We start from the raw sequence: 13,679 nt of genomic DNA on the forward strand, positions 1-13,679 counted from the left end.
AGTTTAAATGTCACAATTAAAACCACAGGAAATTGTACGTTTAGGCGATATACAAATGGCAAATCATTTGCCATTTGTACTATTCGGCGGCATGAACGTACTTGAGTCAAAAGACCTTGCTTTTGAAATTGCTGAAACCTATGTGGATATCTGCAAACGCTTGGATATTCCATATGTGTTTAAAGCAAGTTTTGATAAAGCCAATCGTTCAAGCTTGAACTCTTTCCGTGGCCCAGGCCTGGAAAAAGGAATCGAGTGGTTAGCTGACATTAAAAAACACTTTAATGTGCCGATTATTACCGACGTACATGAACCATACCAAGCTGCGCCTGTTGCTGAAGTTGCGGATATTATCCAGCTTCCTGCATTTTTAAGCCGTCAGACTGACCTTGTTGAAGCGATGGCGAAAACTGATGCCATCATCAACATTAAAAAAGCACAGTTCCTCGCACCACACGAAATGCGTCATATTCTGCATAAGTGTTTGGAAGCAGGAAATGACAAACTGATTCTTTGTGAACGTGGTTCAGCATTTGGTTACAACAACTTAGTTGTTGACATGTTGGGCTTTGACATCATGAAAGAAATGAATGTCCCTGTGTTCTTTGATGTTACACATGCGCTTCAAACGCCGGGTGGTCGTGCGGATTCTGCAGGTGGTCGTCGTGCGCAAATCACGACACTGGCACGTGCAGGTATGGCGACTGGTTTAGCAGGTTTGTTCTTAGAAGCTCATCCAGATCCAGAAAATGCCAAATGTGACGGTCCATGTGCGCTACGCATGTCACAGTTGGAACCTTTCTTGGCACAGTTAAAAGAGCTCGATACCTTAGTTAAAGGTTTCGCAAAGTTAGACACACACTAATTCGATACACATTGATGCGTCACTTTTGACGCATCATTTTTATTAATCAACTGAGGAATTGTTCATGAGCCAAATCGTTGACATTCGTGCACGTGAAATTTTGGACTCTCGTGGTAACCCTACCATCGAAGCAGACGTAATCTTAGCCTCTGGCGTTGTAGGCCGTGCATGTGCACCATCTGGTGCTTCAACTGGTTCTCGTGAAGCTTTAGAACTTCGTGACGGCGATAAAGCTCGTTACTTAGGTAAAGGCGTTAAAACTGCGGTTAACAACGTTAACACAGTAATTCGTGATGCATTGTTGGGTAAATCAGTATTCGAACAAAAAGACATTGACAACACAATGATCGCGCTTGACGGTACTGAAAACAAAGAAAAATTAGGTGCGAACGCAACTTTAGCGGTATCGCTAGCTGCTGCACGCGCTGCTGCTGATGAAAAGAAAATTCCACTTTTTCAATACATCGCAGACCTTCGTAATAACAGCATTTTGACTATGCCTGTTCCAATGATGAACATCCTAAATGGTGGTTCACATGCAGACAACAACGTAGACATTCAAGAATTTATGATTGAGCCAGTTGGCTTTACTTCATTCTCTGAAGCTTTACGCGCTGGTGCTGAAATTTTCCACTCTTTAAAATCAGTTTTAAAGAAACAAGGTTTAAATACTGCAGTTGGTGATGAAGGTGGTTTTGCACCGAACCTTCGTTCTAACGAAGAAGCAATTACAGTAATTCTTGAAGCAATTGAAAAAACTGGCTACAAAGCGGGTTCTGACATTATGCTTGCGCTTGACTGTGCATCTTCAGAATTCTACAAAGATGGTCAATACATCCTTGCAGGTGAAGGCAATAAAGCATTCACAAGCAACCAATTTGCTGACTACCTTGCTGGTTTTGCAAAACAATACCCAATCATCTCAATTGAAGATGGTTTAGACGAGTCTGATTGGGAAGGTTGGTCTTACCTTACTTCAATCCTTGGCGACAAAATCCAATTGGTTGGTGATGACCTATTCGTTACGAATCCTAAGATTCTTCAACGTGGTATCAACGAAAAAGTGGGTAACTCTATTCTGATCAAGTACAACCAAATCGGTACATTGACTGAAACTCTAGATGCAATCTACCTTGCAAAAGCAAATGGTTACTCTACTGTTATTTCACACCGTTCTGGTGAAACTGAAGATTCAACTATTGCGGATCTTGCAGTGGGTACAGCAGCGGGTCAAATCAAAACTGGTTCACTTTGCCGTTCTGACCGTGTAGCGAAATATAACCAATTACTTCGTATTGAAGAATTGACTAATGCTGCATATCGCGGTAAAGCTGAGTTCAAAGGTTTGAACTAAGCAGATCATGCTATCTATGTTAAATGTATTTGACTCCAAAGCGAGTAAAGCATTGTTGGGCCTTGCGATCTTTTTGATCGCAGGGTTTCAATATTTATACTGGTTCGGTGAAGGTGGTTATCATCAACATCAACAACTGAGTCAGAAAATACAACAACAAGTCGAACTCAATGACGAATTAAAAGAACGAAATCGCGTGCTTGCCGCTGAAGTATACGATTTAAAAAATGGCGTTGAAGCTATTGAAGAGCATGCTCGTCTAGATTTAGGTTTAATTAAACCGCATGAAACTTTCGTACAGATGAGTACGATTAGTACTCAGTACAAACCAATTTATATTGATCCAAACGCAAAAGTAGACCTACGTACCAATGAGTCAGAACCAGCCGAACTTCCACCCGAACCTTAAATTGTGGGCTATTATTCCTGCTGCTGGTTCAGGAAGTCGATTTTCTAAAACTGAACTAAAACAATATCAAAACATTGCGGGTCTAACTGTGCTTGAACACACAGTTGCGCGTCTTAACCAATTACCTTTAACAGGCTATGTATTGGCTATAGGCGAGCAAGATAATATTGCTCAGACTTTGGCATTAGCTAATCAAGAGAAAGTACATTTTTGTTTAGGTGGTTCAGAGCGTGTGCATTCTGTACTCAATGCATTGCAATATCTATCTAAGATTGCCAATGATGATGATTGGGTATTTGTTCATGATGCAGCAAGACCATGTGTCTCGCAGTCGAGTTTAGAAAATTTAGTTCAATCGGCAGTCGATTCTGAGCAAAGTGCGATTCTCGCCATCCCTGTACGCGACACCTTAAAACAAGTTGAAACGCCACCACAAATATCAACAACGGTAGATCGTTCAACTTTATGGCAAGCGCAGACACCACAAATTGCCAAATTGGGTATGCTTAAAAATGCCATTGAACAAGCGCTTGCCGCTGGTGCGACCATCACAGATGAAGCAAGTGCCTTAGAATTTGTCGGTGAGCATGTCAATGTCGTGCAGGGTCGTTCGGACAATATTAAAATTACCTATCCTGATGACTTAGAGTTGGCACGCTTAATTTTAGCGTCTCAAGTGAATAGATGATTATTTCAAGGAATATTTAAGGGACAGTGATTTTTACTGTCGCTTTAATCTATAATTCCCGCATCCTTTTTAGATCTGTTTCGCAATGATCCCTTCTCAACAGTATCGTTTTTTACGTCAGTCATTACGTGATGGCCGCAGTATAAAACACGATTCTTCTCGATGGGCTAAACTTCATTTAGACCCGTGGTTACTTTGCTTCTTGGTACTCAATGCAATATTGGGGCTGATGGTTGTCTATAGTGCGACCGCGGAAGATTCGGGAATGGTACTACGCCAAGCCACAAGTTTTGGTGTGGGCTTTATTGTGATGTTGATCTGCGCGCAAATTCCACCCAAAGTTTACCAATCTATGAGTCCGTACTTATATGCCATCGGTATATTTTTACTGTTGTTGGTTCTTGTTATTGGTGAAAAAAGGATGGGGGCGAAACGCTGGATTAGCTTACCGGGTATCGGCAGTATGCAGCCGAGTGAGTTTATGAAATTTGCCATGCCACTGATGATGGCGTGGTATTTTGCGCGAAAACCTTTTCCACCGAAATTTTTACAAATTGTCGGGGCATTAATTTTATTATTGATTCCATTTGCATTGGTCGCTTTACAGCCCGACTTGAATATTGGTTTGATTATTCCGGGTATTTTTGTTTTATTTTTAAGTGGTATGTCTTGGCGTTTAATTGCAGGTGCTTTAACCGCCTTTGCAATTGCAGCACCTGTACTTTGGATGTTTTTTTTACAGGAATATCAGAAAAAACGTGTACTGACGTTATTTGACCCTGAATCTGACGCGCTTGGTGCAGGTTGGAACATTATTCAATCTAAAATTGCCATTGGTTCAGGCGGGTTAATGGGTAAGGGTTATACCGAAGGGACGCAGTCGCACTTGGGCTATCTGCCAGAGCATCATACTGACTTTATTATGTCGACCTATGCTGAAGAGTTTGGCTTTATTGGTGTATTTCTTTTATTTAGTTTGTTTACAGCAATTATTGTTCGCTGTTTGATTATTGGACTAAATTGCTTCCATAATTTTGGACGACTTTATGCAGGAGCGATAGGATTAACTTTCTTCTTTTTTGTATTTTTAAACTCGGGTATGGTCAGTGGGATTTTACCGGTAACAGGTGATCCACTACCGTTGATGAGTTATGGTGGTACAGCTGTAATTGCGATGCTCGCAGGGATGGGGATTGTGATGTCGATTCATACGCATCGTTAAATAGAATGCATTACATTAAGCCGGATTTATATCCGGTTTTTTTTGCTTGAGATTTAAAATAGACGAGATAAAACTGCGAAAAATTGACTATTGAAATAGTCATGAAATGTTCAAATAAATTAAAAAGCTTCATTCGGTGGAATGGTGTTTTTTCTATAGTTAGGACTTTTATTTAAAAAGAAATTAAATGTGTTTTGTTTAACGAGTATTATTTAAATTTTATGAAATCCTAATTCAACGTTTGCTCTTTTATAATTTTTCGAGCATCTAAAATATGTACCAATACAAGAGTAAATAGGAGACTTAAAGTATATTTAAAATATTGAATAAACAAAATAAATCCTGGTTTAGCTGAATATAAAGCTTTTTTTAAAGCATATCCTTTAGTGCCGATTTCAGGCTGCATAGGATCACTCGGAAACCAAGTTGAGCTAATACAAATGATAAAAAAAATGAAGAAACAAAGCATAGTTGTACTGTACATTGCGTGACCATCACGAGTTCTTATCTGTTTAATAACAGCGTTTTGTACCTGTAATTGGATATCTGGTTTTAAGCCAAAAAACTTTCGGCTGAAAAATATAAGAAAAATTGTAATCCAAGTACATAAAGCAAAAAAATCGTTTAAAAACCTATGTTTTGATGAAACTTGAAGTTGTTGTGTGTTGGAAAAAATCCCGCTGAACTCGAAATCAAAGCAAATTACCATTAAGGCTACAACAAAGGGGAAAATCAAAAAATAATAAAATGGAGCAATATTATCTAAGTAATTCGTAATAGAGTTTGTTTTGTGTATAGCCATTAAAGAAATTCTTAATTCTCATATATATCTGATTATAAATGAGATATATAAAAAAGCATAAAACAGATATACGATTTTATTTAACATAATGGTGATCATACAAACTTTAAAGTGCCCAACTAAGATCGAAATATTTTTTATTTATCTGTAGGATTTAAAAAAGTTCTGTCATTTAAAACAAAAAATAAAGCCCTCAAATGAGGGCTTTATTTAGATATTAATTAATGTAGGAACCATGTGTAGTAGCCCCATAACATCAGTGGCCAAGCGAGGAAGGGGCTAAAAAGCCATTTCCAGAACCAATGGTGTGGTGTAAAACCCACACCATGCACAAAACCACCTGAAATACCTATCATGATGAACATCAGCGCTCGATGGCTATATCCACCATTGTCATCCAGCATGGCAGCAGGATGTACAAGTAACACGGCTGCCAAAGGAAAAGCTAACAGGCAGGAAATGACCATTGCAAATTTATTTGGCTTCTTTTCTACAAGTGATTTTTCTACAGCAGCATCAGTCATTTGTTATTCCTCATCTAGATCTTGATGATGTTCGATGTAAAGCGCACTAAGTACACCTGCAAAACATGCCATCAAAATACCGAGAATCCAAGCAAAATACCACATCGTCTTTTCTCCTTAGACACAGCCTTAGTATAGGCTGTGTGAATTCTCTTCAATATGTTTGTTAGTGACCACACCCCACATCTTGTAGTAACACCAAGTTGTGTAGCACAGGATAATTGGGACAAAAATACACGCGGCAACAGTCATCACAGTCAGTGTATTTTTACTTGATACCGCATCCCACATAGTCAAACTTACAGTTGGGTTGATGCTCGATGGCATAAGGAAAGGGAACAATGCAAAACCAGCAGTTAAGATTGCGCCAATGACTGCCAAGCTTGAACCAAGGAAGCTAAAACCTGCTTTACCTTTACCTGCGGCAAGGATAATGATCAAAGCACCTAAAATAGCCATGATTGGCGCAATCATAGTAATCGGATAAGTACTGTAATTGTTCATCCAACCTGGGTTGGCATTGGTGATCACTTCTTTAGCCAATGGGTTTGCAACGCCATTTGTGTCAAACGGTTGCGCTAATGTGTAGCCTTGGATATTACCGAAGTATAACCATGCGCCAGCCAGTAAGAAGCAAACCAAAAATACGATACCCATAAGCTGAGTCGCTTTTGCTGAGCGTGCACGTAGGTCGCCGTCTGTACGAAGCATGAGCCATGCACCACCGTGTGCGCAAAGCATAGATAAACTCACAATACCGCAAACTAAAGCAAATGGGTTAAGCAGCGCAAAGAAGCTACCTGTATAAGTTGAGCGAACAGTTTCGTCCATAGTGAATGGAACACCAAGGAACATATTACCAAACGCAACACCAAATACGAGGGCAGGAACGGCACCACCAATTGCTAAACCCCAGTCCCAAGAATTACGCCACTTGGTATTTTCGAGTTTAGAACGGTAATCAAAACCGACTGGACGTAAGAAGAGGGCGAAGAGTACCAGTAACAGTGCCCAGTACATGCCTGAGAATGCAGTCGCATATACCATTGGCCATGCTGCAAACAGCGCACCACCGGCAGTAATAAACCACACTTGGTTACCGTCCCAGTGTGGGGCAATCGTATTGATTGCCGCACGACGTTCTTCGTCTTTTTTACCTACGAATGGCATGATCGCCATTGAGCCCATATCGAAGCCATCGGTGAGGGCGAAGCCGATCAGTAGGACACCGACTAAAACCCACCAAATGATTTTGAGTAATTCATATTCGATCATGCTTGAGCCTCCTCATTTGCCTTTTTTGCAGCTTCAAGTTTCTCGAAGTGGTATTTACCAGTATGTAGAGAACTTGGGCCAAGGCGTGAGAATTTAATCATTAAGTACATTTCAATGATCAGCAGTACAGTGTAGAACGCTGCTAATGCAAGGATAGAACCCCATACATCACCAGTACTTAAGCTAGAAGCTGAAAGGTGTGTAGGTAGGACTTCACCAATGGTCCATGGTTGACGGCCCACTTCAGCAACATACCAACCTGTTTGCGCAGCAATCCAAGGGAGTGGAAGTGCAAACAAGGCAAATTTCAATAACCATGGTTTGTTTTCTGCATTACGTTTACCGACAGCAAAGGTAGCCAGTACAAACAGAAGGAGCATTAAGAAGCCAGAAGCAACCATTGCACGGAATGCCCAGAACAAGCTTGGAACATGTGGAATAGTGTCTTTTGCAGCAGCTTTGATTTGATCATCAGAAGCATCGACCACTTTGTCTGTGTATTTTTTCAGAAGCAAACCATAACCCAAGTCTTTTTGAGACTCAGCAAATGCTGCTTTAAGTTCAGGAGAAGTATCGCCTGCACGAAGTTGTTCTAACTGTGAGTAAGCCACCATACCGTTACGAATACGTGCTTCGTGTTGTACGATCAGGTCTTTAATACCTGTTACTTCTTTGTCAGTTGAACGTGTTGCGATAATCCCCATGACATAAGGAATTTTGATCGCGTAGTCAGTAGACATAGTTTCTTTATTTGGAATACCAAACAAAGTAAATGGCGCTGGAGCTGGGTGAGTGTCCCATTCAGCTTCAATCGCAGCAAGTTTAGTTTTTTGTACGTCACCAATTTCATAACCAGATTCATCACCTAGTAAGATCACTGAAAGTGTAGACGCTAAACCAAAGATAGCAGCGATAGCGAATGAACGACGCGCAAATGGCAAGTCACGCTTTTTCAATAAGTAGTAACTTGAAATTGCCAGTACGAAAATAGCACCAGTCACATAACCTGCAGATACGGTATGTACGAATTTAACCTGAGCCACAGGGTTGAAAATCAGTGCACCGAAGTCCACCATTTCCATACGCATGGTTTCATAGTTAAACGCGGAACCGACAGGGTTTTGCATCCAACCATTTGCCACTAAAATCCATAGTGCAGACATGTTCGAGCCAAGTGCAACTAACCAAGTGACAGCCAAATGCTGAACTTTAGATAGGCGATCCCAGCCGAAAAAGAATAAACCAATAAATGTTGATTCAAGGAAGAATGCCATCAGACCTTCAATGGCTAATGGTGCACCGAAAATATCACCGACATAGTGTGAGTAATACGCCCAGTTAGTACCGAACTGAAACTCCATGGTCAAACCAGTAGTAACACCTAATGCGAAGTTAATACCGAAGAGTTTTCCCCAAAATTTAGTCATGTCTTTATAAATTTCTTTGCCAGAAATCACATAGGTGGTTTCCATAATGGCAAGAATAAAAGCCAGACCTAAAGTCAGTGGAACAAAAATAAAGTGATACATCGCGGTCATTGCAAATTGGAACCGCGAAAGATCGACCACGCTTTCAGAAATCATCAACGTGTCTCCTTGATTTGGGAAGGACTGCCAGCAATATGCTCGGCAACTTGATTGTCAAAGTTTTTAGGGATAGTAGGGGCGTCAAACCAGATGTTCTTAATGATCATTAAAATAATCACTTTAATTATTAGTATTGCGGTTATTTCTCTGACCACACGACGATTTAAATCTTTGAATTTTAAGCTCATGGAGATAAGCCTATTCTTTAAACTTGTACTATATTATTAACAAATATATACAAAAAGCAAATAGGTTGAACAGTTAAAATAAAAATATATTATTAAGTAATTTAAATACAATTACTTATAGTGCTTATTAGTTAAAAAATAAACTAATTTTTTTATTTTAAATACTTGACTAAAACACTTGTGTTTAATTATTTTAAATCCGACTAAAACGCTTATATTTATATTTTAAATTCTGACTAATTTACTATATTTACTAAAAGTTACATTATTAATAATGAGAATCCTTATTGAGTGAATAAGATTTTTATTTGTTATGTTTAAGTTTTGCTAAAAAAATGGGCTATTCATGTAGTGCTGTTAAACGATCTCTATATGGTTAATGTTAAAGAGGTTGGACTAAGTTTTTTTAAATACTTTTTAAATATTTGATACATGATGAACTTAGCTTATTTTAGTCTTGAGACACTACATTTGAGTAAAAAAAAAGACATACCGGAGTATGTCTTTTTTAGGGGGTATTGCAGCTTAGAAGTCGTAACGCAGACCAAGAGAAAGTGCAGTTGCATTTTCATCACCGATCCCTGAAATACCGTTACCGAAGCTACGACCTTCTTTCCAAGGGTTGAGTTTAGAGTTTTTGTCGTTAAGCACAGTTGCTAAGTTGCCATATACGCGTAATGTGCTATCCAACTTATGTTCTACACCCACACCGATCAAGCTTGCATTAGCATCATCAGCATCGACGTCACGGTAGAAATATTCACCGCGTACTGAGGTTTTAGGCGTTACTTTATATTCGCCAGCAACACCGAAAACTTGAGCATCTGGGTTGGCTGTATCGTTGTCGTGTTTCGCAATTTGGTATAAAGCACCCAAGTTCAATTCTTCAGTTAACTTATATGCACCGGCAATACGGAATGCATCTCGACTTGCGCCACCTGCTGCGTTTGCTGCATTTTCATCATACTTTTCGTATGCTGCTGCAAAATCAATTGGGCCTTCTTTATAAGTTAGAGCAAGGTCATAGGCTTTGTTATCATCTTTGCCTTCGCCATCTGCGTCACGGTCAATTTGTGTACCTGAATGCATCGACATTGCAGCTAATACATTGAAACCACCGCCAAATTTTGGCGATTTATATTCAATGGTGTTTTCATTACGTTCATCAAATTTTAAGTTGCCTACACGTGTTACGTTACGAACGTCGCCAACCATGTCACCGAAGAAGTTCACAGGGCTACGTGCGACTTTAAATGGGCTGTCAAAACGACCTACACGTGCTTGACCATAAGTTGAACTTTTTAAACCCACGAATGTGTCACGTGTTGAAAAATCTACACCTTTGCTGTCTTGGCTACCGCTTGCAAAGTTTACTTCTTGCTCAATTTGAGCGAATACGTTGAGGTCATCATTAATTTTTTGATCTACTTTGAAGCCTAAGCGTGAAGCGTTAGAAGAAAGACCAACTTCGTTGTAATCTTTACCATCATCTAGATAGTCAAGAGAGACATGTGCACGGCCATAAATTTTTACATCTGCAGCAGATGCCATCATTGGTGTAAGAATTGTTGCCCCGATTGCTAATGCACATAGAGTTTTTTTCATTTGAAGCTCCAGAAGACTTTTCCAGTCATATCAATATGTTTTATCAGTAGCTTGGATAGAAGTAATTTCGCTATCTAATGGCGCTAAGTATTCATTACAAATAAGACAGTTCTATTAAGGAAATATTTCAAAACGGTGAAAGGTGATTTTTGGTTTAAATTGTTTTTATATTTATAAAAATGAATATTTATTAAGTGTTTATAGTTGAATTGAACATTAAGTTGTTTAAAGCTAAAAATAGTTAGCGTAATAGTGTAGATATAAAAAATGGAGCCGAAGCTCCATTGATCATCACTTTAAACTCAATTGAACTTAAAGTGCTGCTTTGATTTTTTCGCCAATGGCTTTAATTTTTTCCATATCGCCCATTTGTGCGGCATGTTTACCTAATTCATGCACTGAAGTCGGAATTAGGTGGAAATGCACATGCGGAACAGTTTGACCCGCAGCAGCGCCAGACAACTGCATCAATACGATACCTTTCACGTCTAAAGCTTTTTCCATTGCTTTCGCAACTTTTTGAGCAACCTGAATGGTATAAGCAGCCGCTTCTGGATCTAAATCAAGCAGCGTAATAGCAGGGGTTTTAGGAATTACGAGCGTATGACCTTCGGCCTGTGGCATGACATCCATAAAAGCGAGTACTTGATCATCTTCATAGACTTTAAACGCAGGAAGTTCTCCGCGTAAAATCCGAGCAAAAATATTTTGATCATCATAAGTCATTGCTAAATTCCTTGAGCGAATTGAATCGTAATTATTTACAGTTCAATTCTTTCTGACGATCTTTGATCGCGTCAAGTCGTTGTTGCTCTTTTTCTGAAAATTTAGGCTTAGTTGTGTAGCAATTGTCATTGCCAAACTTCGCTTTAGCATCAGGATCTTTAAAGCAGAAACCTTTCGACGCATAAATCACATCATGGTCATTTTTCAACTTTTGGCATTCTTGCTCAGATGCTAAAACAGCAGTAGAAGCCCCGATTAAAGTTACAGCACCTAGCAAAGTTGCGAGGGTAAATTTGTTCATGCGAGTTTCCTCTGTCATTTGTAACAATGTGTGTTATGACACTAGAGTACAATATGATGGTTATTTATCGTTATTCAATGGCGAGATATTACTCAATTGTAATTTTACTCCATTTTTCATACATAATCATAGCGCTTGAAAAATCACTGTTTTCTTCAGCTTGATCGCTTGCTGCTTGGATTAAATTTTGCGTCAAAGAGAGCACAGGTGCTGAAAGTTTTCCTTGTCGCACCAGATCAACAGCAATTCCCGTATCTTTTGCAAGTAATGGAAGTGCAAAGGTTAATGGGAAGCTACGATTCAGTACGCGCTGAGGTAAAACAGTTTCGGTCACGTTGCTTTTACCGCTCGATGCATTAATACAATCGAGTGCCTGGTGTAAGTCCACGCCATGCGCTTTTAAGGTGGTGAATCCTTCAGCAACTGCACAAAGATTTACAGCCATTAACATGTTGTTTACAGCTTTAACAGCAAAACCCGCACCCGGTTCACCCACATGTTTAATCAGTCTGCCAAATGTTTGGATCGCAGGTAATGCACGTTCAAAGGCTGCTGCGTCACCACCAATCATGACAGTTAATGTTCCCGTTTCAGCGCCAATGGTTTGTCCACTCACAGGGGCGTCTAAGAATGAAACGTTTTGTTGCTTTAAGGCTGAAGCGAGTTTTTTTGCAGATTCTGGCACACCGCTGGTACAGTCGACCCAAATCGAGCCTGATTTCAGCGTCACACTCGCAATTAAATTTTCAACATCTTGGCTGATGGGTAGGCATGAAAAAATAATGTCCGCTTGTACTGCTTGCTCTAATGCAACCGCTTGCGTACCAAATTCAGCAGCATGTTGCTCTGCCTTGGTAAAGTTTCGATTCCAGACATAAACCGTGTCGAACTGTTTTGGTAGGTGCGCTGCCATACGGTAACCCATTGCGCCCAATCCGATAAATGCAACTGACTGAATCATCTTTACCCTCTAAATTTTTTATTTCAATAAACTGGATCTTTGTGTAAGCCACTGGGTCAAAGTTGGCCAAAATTGATTGGCACTTTTTTGACTCGACATCAGGCCGAGGTGACCACCGGGAATGAGAGTAAACGTGACATCTTGACTACTTGTCAATTCGCCTAAAGGACTTGCTGCATCAGCAGTAACGATTTGATCGGTAGAACCCGCGCCAATCAACAAAGAGCAGTGGATATTTTTTAATTTAATAACTTTATCTTTCAATTGAATAATGCCGTTTTTAAGTGGATTTTGTAGCCAAACATTGAACACCATGTCTTGGTTAATTCCACCCGGATAGTCAATCATGTGATTGAGAAAATCGCCCATGGTTGCATGTTCATACAGATCATGCAGATTATCTAAGTTAGATAAAAATTGTTTTTGGCTTTTGAACCAACCCAGTGGATCGACGATTTTAAATCCAATCGCATTGAGCACACCCGGTGTATGGATAAAATGTTTAGGGATTTTCCCTGTGTAGACCGTATCTTGTAAATTCTTACTACGTGAAAGCAAGCGATTGGTTTTTTGAAATAGCTTTCCGATACGACCTGAGGCATAGCTATCAATCGGCGCGCCCATCACCATTAGATTTTTAACATGTTCAGGTTGATGTAATGCGGTATACAGCGTGACAAAGACTCCAGCCATACTCCAACCGTGTAGCGAGATGTATCGACTATCTGCATGCTCACAAATTTGATCAATACAATGTGGAATCACATCATCAATAAACGATAGAAAATTTAAGAAACGATCTTGATAGTTTAATTTTCCCCATTCCAGCAAATAGACATCAAAGCCACTGTGTTGAAAATGTTTAACCAATGAGCGATATGGATACAAATCATAAATCGCCATATTGATGGCCAGTGGAGCAACAAACACTAAGGGTTCTTTGTATTTACGATCAGGCGAAGCGTAATACCGAACTTTTGCATGTTTATATTCAGTAATTACTTCATAGGGTGTCGATTGAGAAAGGACCAACGATTTTGCATTAAACACACGTGTAGACAAGTGTTTAATTTTCTTTTGCTGCGCCAGAAATTTCTGTTTGAAAGGGTGCATAACTGTCAATTGCCTAAGTCCTTGTAGGATTGGTCGAAGTCTAAGCGATAATTTAGTATT

General features: G+C 39.6%; 16 protein-coding genes. 5 read left to right on the forward strand and 11 right to left on the reverse strand.

All coding sequences use genetic code 11. The features are described 5' to 3' along the window. Positions 1 to 7 precede the first annotated feature (7 nt). The 5 genes from kdsA (at position 8) to rodA (ending at position 4,538) form a co-directional block, all read left to right on the forward strand. Complete coding sequence (gene kdsA / locus FTV27_RS02955; RefSeq protein WP_078188522.1) at positions 8 to 865, forward strand: 3-deoxy-8-phosphooctulonate synthase; 858 nt, start codon at positions 8 to 10, stop codon at positions 863 to 865. A 64-nt stretch (positions 866 to 929) separates the two neighbouring features. Next, positions 930 to 2,219 carry a phosphopyruvate hydratase gene (gene eno, locus FTV27_RS02960; RefSeq protein ID WP_120373219.1) on the forward strand — a complete coding sequence of 430 codons (1,290 nt, stop codon included), beginning with the start codon at positions 930 to 932 and terminating at the stop codon, positions 2,217 to 2,219. 16 nt (positions 2,220 to 2,235) lie between these two features. After that, positions 2,236 to 2,628, forward strand: a complete 393-nt coding sequence (locus tag FTV27_RS02965) for a septum formation initiator family protein (RefSeq protein WP_078188520.1) — start codon at positions 2,236 to 2,238, stop codon at positions 2,626 to 2,628. Next, on the forward strand, positions 2,591 to 3,316 hold the full coding sequence (ispD, locus tag FTV27_RS02970; protein ID WP_180077029.1) for a 2-C-methyl-D-erythritol 4-phosphate cytidylyltransferase: 726 nt from the start codon (positions 2,591 to 2,593) through the stop codon (positions 3,314 to 3,316). Before FTV27_RS02965 ends, ispD begins: the two co-directional genes overlap by 38 nt. A gap of 85 nt (positions 3,317 to 3,401) precedes the next feature. Continuing rightward, positions 3,402 to 4,538, forward strand: a complete 1,137-nt coding sequence (rodA, locus tag FTV27_RS02975; RefSeq protein WP_078193916.1) for a rod shape-determining protein RodA — start codon at positions 3,402 to 3,404, stop codon at positions 4,536 to 4,538. Positions 4,539 to 4,767: 229 nt separating this feature from the next. Here rodA and FTV27_RS02980 read toward each other — a convergent pair whose 3' ends face one another. The 11 genes from FTV27_RS02980 to FTV27_RS03030 form a co-directional block, all read right to left on the reverse strand. Then, positions 4,768 to 5,340, reverse strand: a complete 573-nt coding sequence (locus FTV27_RS02980) for a hypothetical protein (protein ID WP_180077030.1) — start codon at positions 5,338 to 5,340, stop codon at positions 4,768 to 4,770. A 221-nt stretch (positions 5,341 to 5,561) separates the two neighbouring features. Further along, entirely contained in the window at positions 5,562 to 5,864 is a 303-nt protein-coding gene (locus FTV27_RS02985; RefSeq protein ID WP_078188516.1) for a cyd operon YbgE family protein, read from the reverse strand. A 3-nt stretch (positions 5,865 to 5,867) separates the two neighbouring features. After that, complete coding sequence (gene cydX, locus FTV27_RS02990; protein ID WP_002120988.1) at positions 5,868 to 5,969, reverse strand: cytochrome bd-I oxidase subunit CydX; 102 nt, start codon at positions 5,967 to 5,969, stop codon at positions 5,868 to 5,870. A gap of 24 nt (positions 5,970 to 5,993) precedes the next feature. Beyond that, on the reverse strand, positions 5,994 to 7,139 hold the full coding sequence (gene cydB / locus FTV27_RS02995) for a cytochrome d ubiquinol oxidase subunit II (RefSeq protein ID WP_078188515.1): 1,146 nt from the start codon (positions 7,137 to 7,139) through the stop codon (positions 5,994 to 5,996). Further along, complete coding sequence (locus FTV27_RS03000; protein WP_168378621.1) at positions 7,136 to 8,722, reverse strand: cytochrome ubiquinol oxidase subunit I; 1,587 nt, start codon at positions 8,720 to 8,722, stop codon at positions 7,136 to 7,138. The genes cydB and FTV27_RS03000 overlap by 4 nt, the downstream gene beginning before the upstream one ends. Then, complete coding sequence (cydP, locus tag FTV27_RS03005) at positions 8,722 to 8,913, reverse strand: cytochrome oxidase putative small subunit CydP (protein WP_078188513.1); 192 nt, start codon at positions 8,911 to 8,913, stop codon at positions 8,722 to 8,724. Before cydP ends, FTV27_RS03000 begins: the two co-directional genes overlap by 1 nt. 525 nt (positions 8,914 to 9,438) lie before the next feature. Beyond that, entirely contained in the window at positions 9,439 to 10,518 is a 1,080-nt protein-coding gene (locus FTV27_RS03010) for a porin (RefSeq protein WP_180077031.1), read from the reverse strand. Between the two features lie 312 nt (positions 10,519 to 10,830). After that, on the reverse strand, positions 10,831 to 11,244 hold the full coding sequence (locus FTV27_RS03015; protein ID WP_078188511.1) for an HIT family protein: 414 nt from the start codon (positions 11,242 to 11,244) through the stop codon (positions 10,831 to 10,833). Between the two features lie 31 nt (positions 11,245 to 11,275). Further along, positions 11,276 to 11,545 carry a YARHG domain-containing protein gene (locus FTV27_RS03020; RefSeq protein WP_078188510.1) on the reverse strand — a complete coding sequence of 90 codons (270 nt, stop codon included), beginning with the start codon at positions 11,543 to 11,545 and terminating at the stop codon, positions 11,276 to 11,278. Between the two features lie 88 nt (positions 11,546 to 11,633). Continuing rightward, positions 11,634 to 12,506: an NAD(P)-dependent oxidoreductase gene (locus tag FTV27_RS03025; RefSeq protein WP_180077032.1), complete on the reverse strand. Its 873-nt coding sequence runs from the start codon at positions 12,504 to 12,506 to the stop codon at positions 11,634 to 11,636. An 18-nt stretch (positions 12,507 to 12,524) separates the two neighbouring features. Continuing rightward, the gene (locus FTV27_RS03030; RefSeq protein ID WP_180077033.1) at positions 12,525 to 13,619 is read right to left on the reverse strand and encodes an alpha/beta fold hydrolase; all 1,095 of its coding nucleotides are present in this window, start codon (positions 13,617 to 13,619) and stop codon (positions 12,525 to 12,527) included. Positions 13,620 to 13,679: the final 60 nt, after the last annotated feature.

Origin of the sequence: Acinetobacter sp. YH12251 (assembly GCF_013417465.1) — a bacterium.
In the GTDB taxonomy this organism is placed as follows: Bacteria; Pseudomonadota; Gammaproteobacteria; order Pseudomonadales; family Moraxellaceae; genus Acinetobacter; species Acinetobacter amyesii.